Below are 19,601 nucleotides of genomic sequence, written 5' to 3' on the forward strand. Positions count from 1 at the left end.
CTTAATTGAGATTTTTTTTTATTTTATCTTTTTTAAGCAAATAGTTAGATCTTTTTGTAAGTTTTTATAACTTGCTTGCATAATGTTTCTATGAGTTAGTATTATGTAGTAGTGCCCTATATTGCTTATATTTAAAATGCTAATTTTAGCAAGCATTCGTAATTGCCTTTTTATTTTATTTCTTTTTGCTGCTTTTCCGGCTTTTTTACTGATAGCCAGACCTACTCTAATAGCATGAATGTACTTTTCAGGTTCTCTTTCTTTTATAGCGTACAGTGATATATAAAGCCCACGATAAAAAAGACTGCTGAGTGCTAACTTATTTTTGAAAGCAAAGGAAAAATCTTTTTTTTTATACTTACTATGCGCATAATTTGTTACACCCTAATGAACGGCGCCTATTAAGGATTTTTCTTCCAGCTCTTGTTGCCATACGTGAACGAAATCCATGTCTGCGCTTTCTTATCAAATTTTTTGGTTGAAATGTTCTCTTCATTGTTTTTATATTAATATAATTATTTATTTTAAATTGTTTTACTTTATTGTCAAATGATGGTGAACTTGTATGACATTTTCGTAGAATAAAATTTGATGCATGGGAAAATGAATTCGGTGATAGTCATACCTGTCCTACTAATCCTTTTATTTTGTTTTAGTAGGTTTCAAGAAGTAAATAAGGTTAAATCTTATCTATATCTTAGTTGTGTATGGATGCTAACTTGGTTGTTAGTACTCTATAATAATTGTTTTGTAACTTTTATTTCTATAGCGTTACTTTTTTTCATGCTTGCTTTTATCTTTAAAAATAAAAGAAATAAGATAATAAAACTTTCGTTATTTGTGGCTTTGGCCATATCATTTTTTATCACTTTATTTATAATGCTATCTATTTTTATTCAATCCATTAATTTTTTTAATAAAGTAGCTATTTCAGAATTCTTGTTTTGCTTGAAATGGGGCCACAATGTAGTCACTATCAATGAAGAGAAGATAGGATGTTTTGGTATAGCGCCGCTTTTAGTAGGTACATTACTTATAACTATTATAGCAATGTTAGTTGTCGTTCCGCTTGGTTTATTTTCTGCAATATATATTAGTGAATATGCGAGTGAGAAAGTGCGTTATATTGTTAATACAACTTTGCAAGTTTTGTCTGCTATTCCTACGGTTGTATATGGATATTTCGCGGTTGTGTTTTTATCTTTCTTTGTAAAGCAGGTAGCAAATTTTTTTGGTTTAAGTATACACTCAGAAAGTGCCTTAGTTGCCGGTTTATCGATTGGGATAATGATTCTTCCTTTTATTATTTCTTTACTCGAAGATGCCATAAGATCTGTTCCAAAAAGCTTGCGTTATGGCTTCATGGCACTTGGCGCAACTCCAGCGGAAGCTATATGGCATATAACAATACCTTATGCAATGCCTACAATTTTAAGTGCAATTTTATTGTCAATTTCAAGAGTGATAGGTGAAACAATGATTGTGCTAATGGCTGTGGGAATCAACGCAAATTTGACTTTTAACCCTCTTAATTCAGTTACTACCATTACCGTGCAGATCGCTACATTACTTACCGGAGATCAGGATTTCAATAGTGTACAAACTCTTGCTGCTTATGCGCTTAGTTTAGTATTATTTATTATTACTTGGCTATTAAATGCATTTGCATTGTTTGTAATGAAGCGTAACTAGTAAGCGTTTTAATGTTGCAAAATTTCTATTAATAATATAAGATTTATTTTCTTTAGAAGTTCTTTTATGGAATTATAGTGTTAGGTGATAAAAATAAAGAGATGAATATAGGTAGAGCGATTAAGGTAACTCAAGCAGTTGTTGATATAAAATTTGAAGGTGAATTGCCTAAAATATTTAATGCTTTAAAAAGCAAACTAAAATATAAGGATAAGGAGCTGGTTTTAGAAGTTTCGCAGCATATAGGTGACAATATAGTTCGTTGTATTGCTATGGATAGCACAGATGGCATGTCAAGGGGGGATGAATTTGTTGATACAGGTGCACCAATATCGGTGCCAATTGGGCGTTCAACTTTAGGAAGGATTTTTAATGTTGTTGGAGAGCTTATAGATGAGTGTGGTCCACTGAAGGGAAAATATAACTTAGAGCCTATACACAGAGCACCTCCAAGTTTTACTGAACAGGGAATACAGGAAGAAGTTTTAGTTACGGGAATAAAAGTTATAGATCTTCTTGCACCTTATCTTAAAGGAGGAAAAATTGGCTTATTTGGTGGAGCCGGTGTTGGTAAAACAGTCCTGATAATGGAATTAATTAATAATATAGCAAAAGCTCATAAAGGATTTTCTGTGTTTGCCGGGGTAGGGGAGAGAACGCGTGAAGGTAACGATCTTTATCACGAGATGATCACTTCAAATGTAATAAATATAAATGAGCATGAAAAATCTCAAGCTGTTTTGGTTTATGGTCAGATGAATGAGCCTCCTGGAGCAAGGGCTAGAGTTGCTTTAACAGCACTTACTATGGCAGAGTATTTTCGTGACCGTGAAAACCAAGATGTTCTATTTTTTGTGGATAATATCTTTAGATTTACACAAGCTGGTTCTGAAATTTCTGCTTTGCTTGGAAGAATACCGTCAGCTGTTGGTTATCAGCCAACCCTTGCAACTGATATGGGTGCAATGCAAGAAAGAATAGCTTCAACAACTTCTGGCTCTATTACTTCTGTGCAAGCTATATATGTTCCTGCGGACGATTTAACTGATCCAGCCCCAGCAACTACATTCTCTCATCTTGATGCCACCACAGTGTTGTCAAGGCAAATAGCTGAAATGGGAATATACCCTGCTGTTGATCCACTTGATTCAACTTCTCAGTCTTTATCTGCTGAAATCATTGGTGAAGAACATTATAAGGTAGCTTCTGAGGTGAAACGTATATTGCAAACTTATAAATCACTGCAAGATATTATCGCAATACTTGGTATGGATGAGCTATCTGATGAAGATAAAATTATTGTTGATAGGGCTCGTAAGATTCAGAAATTTCTTTCTCAACCTTTTCACGTTGCAGAAATATTTACTGGTATGCCTGGTAAATTTGTTTCACTTTCTGATACTGTTTCCAGTTTTAAAGAGATTGTTGAAGGTAAATATGATCACTTACCAGAGGCTGCTTTTTATATGGTGGGGAATATAGATGAAGCAATAAAAAAGGCTGAATTAATACAAGCTGAAGCTAAATAAAAGTTAAAGATTATGAATACTTTTAAAGTGCAATTTTTCTCTCCTGATGATCAAATTTCATTCAGTGGAGTGGTTTCTCTTTCAGTAACTGGGCTCGAAGGGGAGCTTATGATTTTAGCTCACCATGCTCCTTACTTAATTTATTTATTGCCTGGTATGATTACTGTTAAAATGAGTAACCAAACAGAAAAGAAGGTTGTAATTGATAGTGGCGTATTAGAAGTTGCAAATAATAATTGTAGCATTATAACAAGTCAAATTCAGGTTTTTGATCATGCAATTCATGATGAGAAATCGTTTAAAAATAAGAGAATTAGTATATATTTAAGTTATCTTGATGAGAAATTTCTTTCTTAGTTATTTTAGGCAAAAAGTCAATTATCATTCAAGTGGCTATAAGATTTTTGCTCAGGGGGCTCTTTTTTTGTCATCCCAGTGCGTGACACTGGGATCCAGAAATTTTGACAACTGGATCCTATGGTCAAGTCCACTGCTATACGAACGTTGCACCTTTAAAGGCAAAAGTACAAAAAATGGTGTCATCCAGTATTCTCTTCCCTGTCATCCCAGTGCGTGACACTTGTATCTTTATGATGTGAGGTATTAGAGCTAAAATATCTCACAGGGAGGGTGAAGCCAACTTGACACTAATGCCAATAAGGCTGAATCCCAGATTTTGCTCCCCTCCCATAGAGTTAGAAGACTGAACAGTATCTTTGGAATTATATCCCGTATTTACAAGAACTCTCAATTTATTTATAGTCTTGGAGGCAGTTTTATGCAAGTAAATGCTATTTTAGGTGTAGATATTTCTAAAAAGAAATTTGATGTTTGTTTGCTAATAAACGATAAGAAACGGCACAAAGTCTTTTGAAGACGGCTTTACAAAACTTGTAGTGTGGTGCAATGGACATGGAGCAAACCTTATTCATCTTTGTCTTGAAGCAACTAGCTGGTGTGGTGAAGATTTGGCTACTTTTATGCACGACTTGGGACATAACGTAAGTGTAGTAAATCCAGAAGGCTTTTGGCAAAAGTGAACTGCTCAGCCGATAAATCAGATGCAGCTATAGATTTTGTATCGCTAATAAACCTGCTCTTTGGAAACCTATTTCCCCTGAAGTTAGGCATTTAAGAGAGCTTTATCGTTGCATGCAATCACTTAAAGACGACAAGTTGCAACAGATGAACCGTTTGGAAAATAAAAATATGCACTCCAGCTGCAAAAACGCTAGATCCGAAGTAATTTCAACAATAGATGCACAAATTGCTATCCTGGAAAAAGAAATTGATGAGCATATTAATCACTATCCATACCTAAAAAATATGATAGAAAACCTCAAAACTGTAAAAGGCATAGGATATCTTACTGCTGTTGCTGTTATCGCAGAAATGCCGTCAGTTGATAATTTTAGTCATGCTAACAGCTTTTGCCGCCAGAACATCATCAATCTGGATCGTCAATAAGTAGAAGAAGCCGAATATGTAAAATAGGATCTGAGCGTATTCGAAAAGCTCTTTATATGCCAGCTATAGTAGTACAATCATCATTTTCAAAAATTTTGTCAGCGTTTAACGAGTAAAGGAAAGTGTCCAAAAGTCGTAGTTTTAGCCTTGATGAGAAAACTGATGCATGTCTTTTTTGGTATTCTTAAAAACAATCAGCCATTTAATTGTAAATTAATTGTTTGACATGAGAGACAGTATCTGGGATCTAGGTGTAAAAATATTTGTAAATTATGCAATGGGTAATAGATTCTAGGAGCATATAATGTTCATGATAAAAAAAAGATGGATCCCAGTGGGCCTTGTTGCATCGCACTTTATGAGATGGTGATTTATGGTAAATTCATGTAACTATCTCAAATTTAGCCATACCAATATCAGTGAATTTATTGAGCAAATAGCATTTAGTTCTTTTTCTCGATTTATCTCAGATTTATTCCTAAAACTAAATCCGAATATTTGCTTTAATCTTGAGAAAAATCCTTCAATGCGAGCTCTCTTTCCATAATCTACTTCTTCTTTCCACTTTTTTATGCAATCATATGACTTTATTAGTCTAACAGCAGCATTTCTATCATCCATGTAATCCAATTTTTGGTGCTCTGTTGCGTTGTTTTTCGGAAGAACTTTTGTCTTTATACCAAACTTGTTACATAATTCGTAAAGCTTATGCCTGTCATATGCTCTATCCGCATATAATACCTTTACAGCATGAACTTCTTCTAACAAATCGCAAGTGATCCGAATAAACTCCGCTGCTGTATTTTGCTGCTATGACTTTTTATACTCAACATTACATGCAGTTTCCGTGTCTGCTCATAGCCGTTCTGTCTGCACTATTTTCCTTCTGGGGTATTGCTGATGCTTGTGCTATCTATGGCAATTTCGATATCTTCCATATTATTTTTATCAATTCTGCAATCATTGATCTTAATATTAAGTTTCTTAAACCTTCTTGATGCTTGTGAATAGCTGATAACTGCCAAATCTCTTCCTATTTGTTGCAAATATCTTTTTATAAACCCGACTGTTTGTCTTAAACCTATTCTGAATAGATGGGTTATTATATGTATCAAAATTACCACTTTATTGCTGTAAATATTGTTGCCACCCTGCATTTTTGGACTATTTTCATACCAATTTTCGATAGCTTCATTGATGTAACGAAAAATATTTCCCCTTTCTTGGAGAAATTTGTTATATTCGTTTTGGTTACGGACTCTCATTTTTTGTGGCATATTTTTTCTTCAAAGGTTAAATGGCTATTTTATAATGAATTTTGTCAGTAACTGCCAGTTCTTTTCACTTGAGCGATGCAACAAAGCTATCCCAGACTGGAATGACAGCAGTCCTACGTCATACCGCGTTCATTCGCGGTATCTCTAGATCCCGCTAACACGTAGCGGGATGACAGCAATCCTACGTCATACCGTGATTTATTCACGGTATCTCATCCGCTAACACATAGCGGGATGACGAATTGCTTAACCGTCATGCCACCGCGAACCGTCATACCGCCGCGGCGCTAACAAGAGATCCCGCTAACACGTAGCGGGATGACGGTTGTCGTTTAGCTATAAATATTTAAGAAATTTACCAAATGAAAAAAAAGGCAAAAGAAGCCCCGTGGTGGTTGGCTATTTACTATGTACTAAAATATCGGCGTTTTTTTTATTCTAAAACGCTTGATTAAGAGCGATTTAGCTGCTTTTAACTTGCAACTAACCTACACCGCAAGTGTTTAAGAAATTTACTAAGCAGGAAAAAAGGCAAAAAAACCCCGTAGTAGCTAGCATTCAAATTCTCCCTTGTCAATTTGACGTTTTTTGCTGTCTTAAACGCTTTGTAAGCGCGTTTCGGCTTATATAGGTAAAAACCTAGAAATTTTTAAAGACATGCGATGCACGTAGTGCGAAAAATTAAACATGAGACGCCAAATACCCTAAGTTTTTTGTCATTAACCTGCACAGATTGCGAAGATAAATAAATAGCTTCAGTTTCATGATAAGGGGGCTAGTGGAGTTTGTCAAGCAAGTTTTTCGTTTCTGCGGGCTACTTCTCGACACCAGTGGTGTCAAGTATTCGTACAGTTATTGGTATTATTAAGATACTCCCTAATCTTCTTCAAATCCTCCCAGGCTAAACGTTTTTGCATTGGCTGACGCAGTAGGTAAGCTGGGTGAAATATAGCAGCTGTAGTGATTGAGTGAGATAAATATTGGTTAGTGTACGTATGAAATCTACCACGCAAATTCGATATAGTTTTTGTGCTGTCAAGAAGGCTATAACACGCAATTCCCCCGACCAAAATTAGAATTTGCGGTGAAACCAGTGTAACATGCTTCTCAACAAATGGTCTGCACATATCAAGCTCTAGGTCGGTTGGCTTTCTATTGCCAGGTGGGCGCCAAAATACAGTATTGCTTATGTATACCTTAGTGCGATCAAGATTGATTGCATTTAACATTTTATCGAGCAACATTCCACTTGCACCACAAAATGGTATGCCTTGAAGGTCTTCATTTGCTCCTGGAGCTTCACCAACGAGCATAACTTTTGCGTTTGGATTACCATCGGAAAAGACAGTATTAGTTGCAGTTTTTTTTATCTCACAACCTTCAAATGATTCAACTGCACTTCTTAGTTCATCCACACTACTACATTTACTTGCAAGTTTCCTTGCTTCAATTATCCAATCACTTGGAAACATGGATTGCTGCTCTTTCCCATCTTTAGTGTCATTCCAGCGCGTATCTGCATCTTTTTTCTGGGTCCCAGTTTGGATAACAGAGGGTTGTACATCCTCTTTGCTCTCCAACTTTTTTTCCTCTTCACCCTCTATTAATGTGCAATCAACGCCCACTTCATGGTAAAATTTTAGTAATTCTAGATCTTCCTTACTCATAATGCTTTTTAACCTTTTGTGCTTTTTTCATGGCCATATCATACTTCAATTTGGATAAATGTCTAATATATAATATGCCGTTTAAGTGATCTAATTCATGCTGAATACACCTTGCAAGCCAACCACTAGCTTTTAGCGTCTGTTCTTCGTTATTTAAGTCTCTGTATTTCACAGTTAAATACTTTGGACGCTTAATTTCATAGCTTTGCTCTGGAATTGAAAGGCACCCTTCTTTGAGAATCACTTGTTCATCGGATAATTCCGTAATTTCAGGGTTAATCATGCAAAATTTGCCATTCGATTCATATCCTGCTGGCCCGCCTTCAATGTCCTCTAGCTGAACATCCATAACAAAAATTCTTTTTAGTACTCCAACTTGCACTGCAGCAAGGCCAAGACCTTCTGCATCGTACACAGTTTCGAACATGTCGTTTACTAATTCTTTAATTTTATCGTTTATATCTGTTACTTCACTGGCACGTGTGATTAGTCTTTCATCAGGGGCAATTACAATTGGTAAAATGGACATAAAAATTATAATTCTATGTTTTGCTTTTCCTTTTGTCCAGAATTTAGTGTATATTAAAATGTTGCTATATCTATAATAGGAATATAAATTATTAAAGAAAGCTACAATTTAAATGAAATTGCGTAACAAGGTTAACTAATGTACTCTGCAGTAATAGCAAAACCAAAGAGAAACGTTTTTGCTGTTTTAGACATAGGTACAACAAAGATTATTTGTCTAATCGTTAAGATAAATGGCAATTTCAGCTATAAAGTAACAGGAACGGGTTATAAGATTGCAGAAGGTGTAAACGGTGGGTCGATAACTAATGTAAAACACGCAAATTACTCCATCTCATCAACTATAGGTTTAGCTGAGCAAGTGTCAGAGGAAACTATAGACCAGATATATGTGAGCATTGCTGGATGTGGCATCTCATCTTTTAATGTACATAATGAAATTATTGCAGCTAATCATGAAATTTCTGACCGGGATATAAAACGTGTAGTTTTTCAGACGTTTGAGAAATATATTGAAGAAAATGTTATCATTCACAATATACCACTGAAATATCACTTAGATGACATGACTGACATAAAAGAAGTTGGTGGATTGTACGGAAAAAGACTATCTGCTGATGTTAATGTTGTCACTGCTTCGCGTCCAGCGCTTACCAATATTGAAAACTGTATTACCAATAATGGTGGATTAAATATGGCAGGTTGTATTGCTTCTGCATATTCTGCAGGTCTTGCCTGTCTGAGTGAAGATGAAAAAGAGCTCGGGACTGCTATTGTTGATATAGGAGGCGGATGCACTGCAATTGGAATTTTCAAAAGAGGGAAGCTTGTGTATGCAAGCAGCGTTCCAATTGGTGGCGTTCATATCACTCGAGATATTGCTTACGGGCTATGCACAAGCATAGAACGTGCAGAGTATATAAAAATACTGTATGGTAGCACTATCGTAACTTCAATAGATGAGAACGAATATATTACAGTGCAAAATAGTGAAAATGATGAACCTACTCAAGTATTCAAATCTGAGCTTATTAACATCATAAGACCAAGAGTTGAAGAAATACTTGAAATGGTAAGAGAGCAATTTCAAGAGCAGAAAGATCCAATTAATAAAGTAGTGATCACAGGTGGAACTAGTCAACTTACAAGCATGAAGGAAATTGCAGGCTATATATTCAATAAACAGGTTCGAATTGGGTGCCCTGAATCTCTCAGTGGCCTTGATGGCGAATATGATAAAAATCCTGTATTTTCTGCTGCTATAGGTTCTATAAAGCTAATAGTTGACACTTTTTATAAAAATAACTCTGGAATGCTCGGTCAAGATGGTAAAATAAGTAAGTTGTACCATTGGGTTAAATCAAAAGTTACAGTTTAATTTTACTGAATGAAATTCTTATATCTATCAAAGGAAACATTATGAATAAAAAACATTGTTTCAAAATTAATAAACTTGTTCGTGATCATACAACTGAAATTATACGTTCCCATGGAATTATTGTTTATGAGAGGGTGATGGAAAAAGATGAATACATTGAACGTCTCAAAGATAAACTTTTAGAAGAAGCAAAGGAAGTTATTGCCTCTAAAACTCCAGATGAAAATCTTGAAGAGTTAGCTGATTTACTTGAGGTCATACATGCATTAGGCAAAGAAAGTGGACTATCAATAGAACAAATTGAAGAAAAGCGTATCTCTAAAAAACAAGAGAGAGGTGGTTTTGAGAATCGTATCTACAATACTTACATTGAGGTGAATTCTAAGAGCATCGATTACTACCACAAAAAACCTTCAGATTATCCTGAGATAGTAGTTGTATAGTTCAGATTATTAAATAGACTTCTTACTTGACCACTTGTCATACAAATGACTTGACACTAGGATCCATAGGGCTTATTTTCATAATACGTAAAGTTATTACATTTATGTACTTGCAAGTAAGCGTAAAGGATCACCAATTACAATGAGACATGGAAAATATGAACATAACTATACACTCACAAGAAGATTTTGAATTTATGCGCAAGGCTGGCAGGCTTGCTGCTGAAACTCTTGATTTCATTGCACCATACGTAAAGGTAGGAGTGACAACTAATGAGTTAAATGATCTATGTCATGACTTTATAATTAATGCAGGTGCAATTCCAGCACCACTAAATTATAGGGGGTATCCAAAATCAATTTGCACTTCAAAAAATGCAGTTGTGTGCCATGGTGTTCCCGATGATAAACCGCTTAAAGATGGAGATATTTTGAATATTGACGTTACGGTGATTTTAAATGGCTGGCATGGTGATACAAGTCGCATGTTTTGGGTTGGCAAACCATCAATAAAAGCAAAACGTTTGTGTGACGCTACTTATAATGCATTGATGGAAGCAATTAAACAAGTTAAGCCCGGCAATAAGTTAAATGAAATAGGGCTTGCTATAGAGAAATATATTAGAGATTTTGGATATTCTATCGTACGCAGCTACTGCGGACATGGTATAGGAAAAGTCTTTCATGCTCCACCAAATGTAGTGCATTTCTATGATCAAGATGAAAATCTCATCTTGAAGGAAGGTATGTTTTTTACAATAGAGCCAATGATTAATGCTGGAAAACATGAGACTCTGCTCAGTAAACTCGATGACTGGACAGTGACAACACGCGATCTTTCACTTTCTGCTCAATTTGAACATACGCTCGGAGTAACTAAAGATGGTGCTGAAATATTCACATTATCACCTAAAAATTGGCACTTCCCACCATATAATTAGATTTTTTTAAACTCTGCTATACTGCAACTATACTTGGATCTTGAAGAAAGCTAATCCTTAATTTGCGATATAGCAACTAGCCCAATTAATGCACAGAAAATCATGTAAAAACTAGCTGAAGTCTCTTGTCCTGTAACTTTGATAATTGTTGTGCATATAAATGGTGCAAGGCCACCAAAAAATCCAGCAGCTATATTTCTTGACAAGCCAAATCCGCTGTACCGAACCTTTGTTGGAAATAATTCACACATAAATGCACTGACAGGACCAAGCGATGCAGCTATTGGAATTATAAAAAGAATATGTGCCGTAAAAGTGAGTAAGTAATTGCCACTACATAACATTGAGAAAACTGGATAACTCACTATTATAAAAGCTATAAATGCAAATTTCATAACTTTTTCTCTTCCTACCTTATCAGAAAGTATTGCAAACAATATTGTCAATCCTCCGAGCGCAATTTGACTCAGTATTTCTACCATATGGTTAAAATGAGTATTTATTGTTGATGTAAGCACATTGAAAAATACCAGATATATGTAAAGAGATGAGTTTTCAACTATATCAACCCCAACTGATATCAGAAAAGGTTTTTTATAGCTATTCAATAACTCTTTTAATGGCAGTTTAGATGGATTTTTCTGTCTTTTATACTCTGGGCTTTCATCAAGTATATATCTCATATATATGCTGATTAATCCCATTGCTAAACTGAAAATGAAAGGTAATCTCCACCCCCAAGATTCAAAATCAGATACTTTTTTGCATATGAGTACCGCTATCAGGCTTAATACTGAACCAAAAATTGCGCTTAATACTTCAATGCTGCCAAAAAATCCTTTTCTGTTTTTAGGAGCGTGTTCTATTAAAAATGGCGCATTTCCTGCTTCTCCTCCAAGGGATATACCCTGCAATAATCTTAAACAAACTACCAGCATTGACGCTAGTATTCCAATGCTTTGATAACCTGGAACAAAAGCAATTAATACGGTTGATAAAGTCATCAATATAATTGAGAACAATAAGGCAACTCTTCTGCCATGCTTATCACCAATGTGACCAAATATAGCAGCGCCGACTGGTCTCATTAAGAAACCCACTGCAAACACTCCAAAAGCCTTCAATACGCTGGTTAGTTGATCATCCGATGGAAAAAACACACCACCTATTATGTTTATTAAGTGGCCAAAAAGCATGTGGTCATACCACAATAAAGTGTTACAAATCAAACTCGAGAATATTGCTTTTGTTATTTGCTGCATAATTTTCTATAGTTTGTTCAGTATTTAGTAATATACATTACTTTTTTTTATATAATAGAAAAATTTGAACATTATATTAGTAATAGTATCTTATTAAATCTTAATATTTTTATATCATTGACTATATTCAAGTATTTTTATATTATTGCCTATATATTTCCATATGTTTTAGTGGGAAGCTATTTTTATTTGTATGCACAGAGTCTCTTGATGGAGCATTATGACACACACTCCAATTTTGTTAAAAGAGATGCTATCACTACTATCACCGCAGGATGGTGGTATATATGTGGATGCCACATTTGGAGCTGGAGGGTATAGCAAAGCAATATTGGAGTCAGCTGATTGCAAGGTATATGCAATTGATAGAGATGAAACGGTAACTAAGTTTTATGATGATTTAATCGTTAGATATCCCGATAGAATAAAACTATTCATTGAGAAGTTTAGTAATATTAAAAGTATACTAAGCAGCGTTGAGCCATCTCCTGTCATCCCAGTACTTGATACTGGAAAAAATAACTGGTCACGCGCTGGAATGACATCAAACGGAGTGGATGGAGTGGTTTTTGACATCGGAGTTTCATCTATGCAGCTTGATAACGGAGATAGAGGGTTCTCATTTTTACATGATGGTCCACTTGATATGAGCATGGATAACTCTTCTTATATAAACGCTTCAACGTTTGTTAACGCTTTACGCGAAGAAGAAATCGCAAATACTATATATAACTACGGAGGCGAACGTCATTCTCGCAAAATTGCAAGAGCAATAGTAAGTGCACGGAAGAAGAAAAATATCAAAACTACATTTGAGCTTGCAAATATTGTACGTTCCGTGGTATTTCGTGGAAAAAGCAAAATTGATCCTGCAACTAGAACATTTCAGGCAATCAGAATATGGGTAAACGATGAGCTGGGAGAACTTGAAAAGGGCATTAAAGCTGCATCTGAGATTTTAAGTGAGAATGGCAAATTAATTGTCGTCACCTTTCATTCCTTAGAAGATCGTATAGTCAAAACTTTTTTTAAAGATTTATGTGAACCAAAATCTGCTGATTGCAGGACATTTTCTCTTCTAAATAAAAAAGTGATCAAAGCAAGTATAGAAGAAGTAAGTGCAAATCCGCGTTCACGCTCAGCAAAACTAAGAGCTATACAGAGGTTATCATGAGAACTTTCTGCATCATCTCAATAGTTGTGTTTTTTCTTAGCATTGTAGGACTATTTAAGGTAAAATTACATGTTCAGTCGTTAAATAGAGAGCTAATAAAAATAAAAAGTGAAATTAATTTAGTACAAAGTGATATAAAAGTTTTACAAGCAGAGTGGAGCTATTTGAATAATCCAAAAAGACTTGCAAGCCTTGTAAAGAAATACCTGAAAAATAACTCTTTAATACTGGCTAGCCAGGTTAAAAATCTTGACTCTTTAAATGGCCGCAGTGTGTTAGCACAACTTAAAACCCAGAGTTAAATTGGTTATACTAAGCTTTATCTTTTACAGATAAGCACACCACAATAAACCTTACTTTAGTATGAAATTGCTTGCGTAAGATTTTGGCAGCCTCTTAACATTTTTTGGCATTTCAATTACGTATTTAACGTTGCGTTTTTTTGCGTAGAATACTGCTTTTTCAAGAGAATCAAACTTTAATACAATCTGTTTTTTTGGATCTTTTGAGCCAACCCACCCCATTAAAGGTTCAATGTAGTAAGAACCAGATTCAATTTTCAGGTGCCAGAGATTTGTATTACCTAAACCAGATTGTGTTGCAGTTTTTGTTGGTTTATAAATCCTAAAAACTACTTTATCATCAATGCCCATAGTTCTTGTTAAATAAGCTCAAATATACATCTAAATAAATCCTTTCACAAACAATTAGTATGAAAGAATGAAGTTTGAAATAAATATTTTTATGTTATATTATTATTAAATTATATTAAAAGGATTAGCTGAATAGGAGTAACCGATGACGCAACAGGAAATAGTAACAATTAATGCAGAGTTACGTGATATAACAAAAACAAAAGCGATGCATTCTCTAAGGAAGAAAGGAAACATCCCTGGAATCATATATGGAAAGGGCCATGATAATGTAAATTTGACATTGTCTGCAAAGGAATTCACGAAGCAATATAAATCAGGCTCTCTTTCTGCACATTTGATAGAGCTGAATATTTCGGGCAAAAAGGAATATGCTCTTGTTCGCGATATCCAATTGCATGTAGTAAAGGATACTGTGCAACATGTTGATTTTCAATTTGTTGATAAAGGCAGCGAAATTAAAATAGACATACCTCTATCATTTGTGAATGAAAGTAAAGCTCCAGGGATCAAGTTAGGTGGAGTGCTTAATGTTTTGTGTCGTTCTATTGCTGTTAAATGCTCTCCTGATAAAATACCTCAGGTTATAGAAGTTGATTTATCCGGTAAAATGATTGGCCAGTCTATACATATTAATGATGTAAAATTACCAGAAGGTGTTAAGTTTGTAGCCCATGAAGAAGAAAATTTTACCATTGTTACAATTTCTGCTGCCGATAGTGACGTTGAAGAACCTCAAGCAGAAACAGAGGAATAGTGCACCTGATAGTTGGGCTTGGTAACCCTGGTGGTCAATATGAGTTAACTCATCATAATATCGGCTTCATCGTAGTTGATACAATTTGCAAATATTGGAATTTCCAGTCGTTCTCTAAAAAAGCCGATTATCTGATAACCTCTGGCATAATTAATGATAATAAAATCATGTTAATAAAGCCTTATTCATTTATGAATAATTCAGGCACCCCTGTTGCAAAAATACGAAACTTTTACAAATTATCGCTAGATAATATCATTGTCATACACGATGACGCTGATTTGGAACTTGGAAGAATAAAAATAAAGAAAGGTGGTAGCTCTGCTGGACATAATGGACTTAAATCCATAGATAGTTTTATTGGCAACGATTATTGGCGCTTGAGATTTGGAGTGGGTAGACCTGAAGATCAAAGAAGCTTAGCAGATTATGTGTTATCAAAATTTTCAAATTTTGATAATGTTACTCCCTTAGTGGAAAAAATAGCAAAAAATATACACTTAATGCTGCAAGGAGATAATACAGCTTTTATCAATTTGATTGCATAATATTACGAAACACAAAACTAAATTTCACACAATTAAAATAACAGATTTCTTGCACTACCTCCCAAGTCACAACTGTCATTCAATAGAAACGAAAAACTTGCTTGACAAACTCCGCCAGTCCCCTTATCATGAAACTGAAGCTATTTATTTATCTTCTCTGTACAGATTAAATGACAAAAAAACTCACGTATCTGGCGTATCATGTTTAATTTTTTGCACTATGTGCACCTTATGTCTTTATAAAATTTCTACCTACATAAGCTGAAACGCGCTTATAAAGCGTTTAAAACATAAAAAAACGCCAACTTAAAAAATGGATAGTGAATAACTAGCTACCCTAGGGTTTCTTTTGCCTTTTTTTCTGTTTAGTAAATTTCTTAATGTTTATAATTTAGATTAGTTGCGGCTTAAAAGCAACTGAATCGCGGTTATTAAACGTTTAGAATAAAAAAACGCCATACTTGAAAGTATAATGTAAGTAACTAGCCAACCACGGGGCTTCTTTTGCCTTTTTTTTCGTTTGGTAAATTTCTTAAATATTTATGGCTAAACGACAACCGTCATCCCGCTGCTTGTTAGCGGCTGAGATACCGCGGCGGTATGACGGTTCGCGGTGGTATGACGATAACCTCGTCATCCCGCTGCTTGTTAGCGGCTAAGATACCGCGAATGAATCGCGGTATGACGGTTAAGTAGGGTGTCATTCCAGTCTGGAATCTAGTTCTTATTGTACATTTACTTGATGTAGAGTTAAGTTTCCTGGATCCCAGTGTTGGCTACTTGGATGACATCATAGGGGCACTGGGATGACACCCTGACAATCGTCATCCCGCTACTTGTTAGCGGGATCTATGCTAAGGAGATACCGCGGCGGTATGACGTGTTAGCTGTACTTTTATACTCATCAACTCAGTATCCAATCTGGATCCCAGTATCAAGTACTGGGATGACACCTACGCACGCTCACCTTGTCATTCCAGCGTGTGACCAGAAAAAACATAGACCCCAAGTGTCAGCTACTTGAACAATATCACTTTGCTTAAAAATTGCAACGTTTGTACACGGTATGACGTTAGCTATTGTGCTACACCTTTCCCCTTTCCCCTGAAACTAAAATCTATATACTTAACTTTAGAAACTTCAAAATACGATGCGATCTAATATTAGAGAGTTATTTTGCTATATAAAGCCTAATCTATCTTATTTCATCATAGCTTTTATTGCAGTTTTATTTTCAGCCTTAACGATCCTCCTCTTTGGCAGAGGCTTAAGCAATATAATTGATTCTGGCACAGAGCACGATTTTACTACCAAACTATTAGTTGCAATACTTATAGTTTTAGCCATTTCTCTCACTGCATTTACTCGGTTATATTTCATTGGCATTGGCAGCGAGAAAGTTATCGCACGAATCAGATACAACTTATATAGCAGTATTACCGATTTACAACCAAGCTTCTTTGAGAACACAGGCGTACAAGATGTTATCTCAGCACTCATTACTGATACCTCTGTACTGCAATCAATAATAAACAGCAGCTTACTAACCATATTACGAAATTTTGTGATTCTGATTGGTAGTGTTGCCATGTTATTATATACAAATATACAACTAACTGCGTATGCAGCCGCAATAGTACCTATACTACTCATTATCATGACCTCACTTGGAAAAAAAGTGCGTAGCCATGCACGCTTTGCCCAGGATAAATTAAGTGAGCTTGCATCACTTAGTGAGGAAAATTTTCGGTCTATCGTAACCATCAAATCGTTTGTACTCGAAGAAAACGAAAAAATCCGTTTTAAGGAACATTTAAACTCAGTATCAAAATCATACGTAAAATTAGTACTCTTGCGTGCTATTTTAGTAACTCTAGTTATCACGTGTGTGATAGGTTCACTAGTTGTTTTGCTCTTCTTCGGTATTAAAGAAGTCTTAAGCAATAATATAACTATTGGAGAACTCTCCTCATTTGTGTTTTATTCAGCGCTTGCGGCAGGAGCTATAAATAATTTGAGCGATAATATCAGTGATTTACAACGAGGTCTTGGAGTAATAGAGCGTTTATTTGAATTTAAAAATATGAAAAGCTCTATAGCAGATGCCGATGATCCTATAAAAATTTATAGTGTTCAAAAAGGAATTTCGTTTAATGGCGTAACATTTTTTTATGCTGATAAGCCAGCGTTAAATAACGTATCATTTTCTATAGAGGCAGGTCAAGCAGTGTCAATTGTTGGCCCATCTGGCAGTGGTAAAAGTACCATTTTAAAGCTTCTGCTCCGTTTTCATGATCCAAACAAAGGTAGCATTACTATCGATGGGCACAATATTAAGTCAATTGCGCTAAATGACCTCAGATCGCTGTTTGGCTTAGTACCACAAGATCACATGATATTTTCTTGCTCAATAATGGAAAATATACTATACGGCAAACCGGGTGCTGAATATGAGGAAGTAAGGCAAGCAGCTATCGGTGCTTATGCGATGGAATTTATTGATAAGCTGCCTGATAAATTTGATACATTTGTAGGAAAAAGAGGATTAAAACTTTCTGAAGGACAAAAACAACGTATTATAATAGCAAGAGCCATACTCAAAAACCCTCAGGTTTTAATACTGGATGAAGCAACTTCTGCCCTTGATTATAAAAGTGAGAACCTCGTGCAAAAAGCATTGAGCAAGTTAATGCAAAACAGAACAACGATCGTAATTACGCACAGGCTATCAACCGCACTTAAAACTGACAAGATTATAGTAATTAATCATGGAAAAGTAGAAGAAGTAGGCACCCATGACTCTCTAATGAGTAAAGACGGGCTATATGCAAAACTGGCGAAGATACAGTGGAATTGAAAGAAAATTTAAACCATACCGTTAGTTGATATGCTAGATTTATAATCACAATTATTAAATCTTTAATTATTGTGATTTATAATAACATCATAGTATTTTTTTAAGGATTATTATGTTTTCTCATTGCAGTAATTTACCAAAACTACCATGTACAGCTTCTAACTTGCCAGTACCAACTTTACCAGTGTGTACGCCTTATACTCCTGCACAGGGACCTTATGCTATTAATCCATGTCATAACCATTTTGATACGTGTCATAATTACTATGATACATGCCACAATCCTTGTGATGGATTTGGTTTTTTTTGTTAGAAGATCGTTTTTTAAACAACTCATAAACGCATGTCTAGCTACATGCGCTTCCAAGAGCACATGGGTGTTATTCAACCCATGTGCTTCACATTTTGCTTGAAAATATAATAAACAGGTGCTTACTTGTTATTCACAGTAACCATATATTACAATTTATTTCAGCAACACGACTAATTTGACTACTGACAGCTTCTTCTTGGAATCTTATCATTATTCTACCATAGTAAAACTTTTAACTCTAATATCTGCTACATTAAAGTCGTATTTTGAAATGTACTGTAAGTTTGTATATGCTAATTTTAGCCTCAAAATTATTAAATCATTAACTTTTTTATCCTATAATAATCTAATAGTTATTTTTTAAAGGATTCTTATGAATTATAATTTTTCCTCATCTCCACGTGTTGGTTCATGTATTCCTACGCGCACAGCTTGCACAACTGACCCACGGTACCATCATAATTTTGATCCACATTGTCATAACCACTTTAACCCACATTGCCATGACCACTTTGATCCGTGTTGTGATAGACTCGAATTAAATATACAGCTTCCTGATATAAAAATACCTCCTCGTCCTGATGTAAAATGTCCTGAGGTAAAAATACCTCCTTGTCCTGATGTAAAATGTCCTGATGTAAAATGTCCTGATGTAGAAATACCTCCTTGTCCTGATGTAAAATGTCCTGAGGTAAAAATACCTCCTTGTCCTGAGTGTCCTGCTTGTCCAGAACCTAAAAAACCAATTGACTTTTCAAAACTTACAATAGCAGTTGACGCAACTTCTGGAGAGATTAAAGATGCCATTACTAAGAAAACTAGTGGCTTAAAATTTGCAGACTGTAAAGAAATTATAGATAAAACTGACAACGACCTTGAAATTGGTCCAGACAATCGTCTCAAAGGAGGATGTGATAGCAATTCTGAATGCAAAGCTTGTGTGGATGCGATAAATGCTTCTATAATAGACTCACGCAAAGAACCAGCATTTTTTTCTGAAAAAATGTCAGTACCAGAAGATACTGTTCATATTATATAAAGGCAACCAAGGTGTGTACATTGTTAGTACACACCCCCATTTTATGTTAATTCTTATTTATTAATGGAGCTATTTT

20 protein-coding genes and 2 pseudogenes are annotated in these 19,601 nt (G+C 35.1%); 14 read left to right on the top strand and 8 right to left on the bottom strand.

Annotated features, from left to right (window positions below; translation table 11 throughout):
• Positions 1–18 precede the first annotated feature (18 nt).
• Positions 19–294: pseudogene (gene rnpA / locus ABWU58_RS01985) on the bottom strand (ribonuclease P protein component); the annotation flags it as partial.
• A 67-nt stretch (positions 295–361) separates the two neighbouring features.
• Positions 362–496 carry a 50S ribosomal protein L34 gene (gene rpmH / locus ABWU58_RS01990; protein WP_006279898.1) on the bottom strand — a complete coding sequence of 45 codons (135 nt, stop codon included), beginning with the start codon at positions 494–496 and terminating at the stop codon, positions 362–364.
• A gap of 107 nt (positions 497–603) precedes the next feature.
• Here rpmH and pstC point away from each other — a divergent pair, with 107 nt between their 5' ends.
• The 5 genes and pseudogenes from pstC to ABWU58_RS02015 all read left to right on the top strand — a co-directional run bounded on the left by pstC (position 604) and on the right by ABWU58_RS02015 (position 4,804).
• The gene (pstC, locus tag ABWU58_RS01995) at positions 604–1,692 is read left to right on the top strand and encodes a phosphate ABC transporter permease subunit PstC (RefSeq protein WP_353283456.1); all 1,089 of its coding nucleotides are present in this window, start codon (positions 604–606) and stop codon (positions 1,690–1,692) included.
• 101 nt (positions 1,693–1,793) lie between these two features.
• On the top strand, positions 1,794–3,221 hold the full coding sequence (gene atpD / locus ABWU58_RS02000; RefSeq protein WP_353283694.1) for a F0F1 ATP synthase subunit beta: 1,428 nt from the start codon (positions 1,794–1,796) through the stop codon (positions 3,219–3,221).
• 12 nt (positions 3,222–3,233) lie between these two features.
• A complete protein-coding gene (locus tag ABWU58_RS02005) occupies positions 3,234–3,578 on the top strand; it encodes a F0F1 ATP synthase subunit epsilon (protein WP_264732108.1) in 345 nt (114 codons plus the stop codon).
• Positions 3,559–3,798, top strand: coding sequence for a hypothetical protein (locus tag ABWU58_RS02010; protein ID WP_353283457.1), 240 nt, complete (start codon positions 3,559–3,561; stop codon positions 3,796–3,798). Before ABWU58_RS02005 ends, ABWU58_RS02010 begins: the two co-directional genes overlap by 20 nt.
• A gap of 815 nt (positions 3,799–4,613) precedes the next feature.
• A pseudogene (locus ABWU58_RS02015) lies at positions 4,614–4,804 on the top strand (transposase).
• Between the two features lie 274 nt (positions 4,805–5,078).
• Here the strand turns inward: ABWU58_RS02015 and ABWU58_RS02020 are convergent.
• The 4 genes from ABWU58_RS02020 to def all read right to left on the bottom strand — a co-directional run bounded on the left by ABWU58_RS02020 (position 5,079) and on the right by def (position 8,161).
• The gene (locus ABWU58_RS02020) at positions 5,079–5,456 is read right to left on the bottom strand and encodes a transposase (RefSeq protein ID WP_353282842.1); all 378 of its coding nucleotides are present in this window, start codon (positions 5,454–5,456) and stop codon (positions 5,079–5,081) included.
• Positions 5,457–5,563: 107 nt separating this feature from the next.
• On the bottom strand, positions 5,564–5,965 hold the full coding sequence (locus ABWU58_RS02025) for a transposase (RefSeq protein WP_353283458.1): 402 nt from the start codon (positions 5,963–5,965) through the stop codon (positions 5,564–5,566).
• 836 nt (positions 5,966–6,801) lie between these two features.
• Positions 6,802–7,632, bottom strand: coding sequence for a uracil-DNA glycosylase family protein (locus ABWU58_RS02030; protein WP_353283459.1), 831 nt, complete (start codon positions 7,630–7,632; stop codon positions 6,802–6,804).
• Positions 7,625–8,161: a peptide deformylase gene (gene def / locus ABWU58_RS02035; RefSeq protein ID WP_353283460.1), complete on the bottom strand. Its 537-nt coding sequence runs from the start codon at positions 8,159–8,161 to the stop codon at positions 7,625–7,627. The genes ABWU58_RS02030 and def overlap by 8 nt, the downstream gene beginning before the upstream one ends.
• 138 nt (positions 8,162–8,299) lie before the next feature.
• On the opposite strand from def, the gene ftsA reads away from it, so the two are divergent.
• The 3 genes from ftsA to map all read left to right on the top strand — a co-directional run bounded on the left by ftsA (position 8,300) and on the right by map (position 10,922).
• Entirely contained in the window at positions 8,300–9,538 is a 1,239-nt protein-coding gene (gene ftsA / locus ABWU58_RS02040) for a cell division protein FtsA (RefSeq protein ID WP_353283461.1), read from the top strand.
• A gap of 41 nt (positions 9,539–9,579) precedes the next feature.
• Positions 9,580–9,981, top strand: a complete 402-nt coding sequence (locus ABWU58_RS02045; protein WP_353283462.1) for a nucleoside triphosphate pyrophosphohydrolase — start codon at positions 9,580–9,582, stop codon at positions 9,979–9,981.
• Positions 9,982–10,139: 158 nt separating this feature from the next.
• Positions 10,140–10,922: a type I methionyl aminopeptidase gene (map, locus tag ABWU58_RS02050; protein ID WP_353283463.1), complete on the top strand. Its 783-nt coding sequence runs from the start codon at positions 10,140–10,142 to the stop codon at positions 10,920–10,922.
• A gap of 50 nt (positions 10,923–10,972) precedes the next feature.
• Here map and ABWU58_RS02055 read toward each other — a convergent pair whose 3' ends face one another.
• On the bottom strand, positions 10,973–12,184 hold the full coding sequence (locus ABWU58_RS02055; RefSeq protein ID WP_353283464.1) for an MFS transporter: 1,212 nt from the start codon (positions 12,182–12,184) through the stop codon (positions 10,973–10,975).
• Positions 12,185–12,404: 220 nt separating this feature from the next.
• Between ABWU58_RS02055 and rsmH the strand changes: the two genes are divergently transcribed.
• Together rsmH and ABWU58_RS02065 are read left to right on the top strand one after the other, a co-directional pair.
• Positions 12,405–13,358, top strand: coding sequence for a 16S rRNA (cytosine(1402)-N(4))-methyltransferase RsmH (rsmH, locus tag ABWU58_RS02060; protein ID WP_353283465.1), 954 nt, complete (start codon positions 12,405–12,407; stop codon positions 13,356–13,358).
• Positions 13,355–13,660, top strand: coding sequence for a hypothetical protein (locus tag ABWU58_RS02065; protein ID WP_353283466.1), 306 nt, complete (start codon positions 13,355–13,357; stop codon positions 13,658–13,660). The genes rsmH and ABWU58_RS02065 overlap by 4 nt, the downstream gene beginning before the upstream one ends.
• Positions 13,661–13,711: 51 nt before the next feature.
• On the opposite strand, the gene ABWU58_RS02070 is transcribed toward ABWU58_RS02065, so the two are convergent.
• Positions 13,712–14,011 (bottom strand): ETC complex I subunit, encoded by a 300-nt coding sequence (locus tag ABWU58_RS02070; protein ID WP_253309377.1) that lies wholly within the window; start codon positions 14,009–14,011, stop codon positions 13,712–13,714.
• A 145-nt stretch (positions 14,012–14,156) separates the two neighbouring features.
• On the opposite strand from ABWU58_RS02070, the gene ABWU58_RS02075 reads away from it, so the two are divergent.
• The 4 genes from ABWU58_RS02075 to ABWU58_RS02090 all read left to right on the top strand — a co-directional run bounded on the left by ABWU58_RS02075 (position 14,157) and on the right by ABWU58_RS02090 (position 19,525).
• On the top strand, positions 14,157–14,768 hold the full coding sequence (locus ABWU58_RS02075) for a 50S ribosomal protein L25/general stress protein Ctc (protein WP_010962412.1): 612 nt from the start codon (positions 14,157–14,159) through the stop codon (positions 14,766–14,768).
• A complete protein-coding gene (pth, locus tag ABWU58_RS02080; protein WP_353283467.1) occupies positions 14,768–15,316 on the top strand; it encodes an aminoacyl-tRNA hydrolase in 549 nt (182 codons plus the stop codon). The genes ABWU58_RS02075 and pth overlap by 1 nt, the downstream gene beginning before the upstream one ends.
• Before the next feature lie 1,150 nt (positions 15,317–16,466).
• Positions 16,467–18,173: an ABC transporter ATP-binding protein gene (locus ABWU58_RS02085; RefSeq protein WP_353283468.1), complete on the top strand. Its 1,707-nt coding sequence runs from the start codon at positions 16,467–16,469 to the stop codon at positions 18,171–18,173.
• 686 nt (positions 18,174–18,859) lie between these two features.
• Complete coding sequence (locus ABWU58_RS02090; RefSeq protein WP_353283469.1) at positions 18,860–19,525, top strand: hypothetical protein; 666 nt, start codon at positions 18,860–18,862, stop codon at positions 19,523–19,525.
• The last annotated feature ends 76 nt before the right edge of the window (positions 19,526–19,601 follow it).

Origin of the sequence: Wolbachia endosymbiont (group A) of Pogonocherus hispidulus, assembly GCF_964028195.1 — a bacterium.
In the GTDB taxonomy this organism is placed as follows: domain Bacteria; phylum Pseudomonadota; class Alphaproteobacteria; order Rickettsiales; family Anaplasmataceae; genus Wolbachia.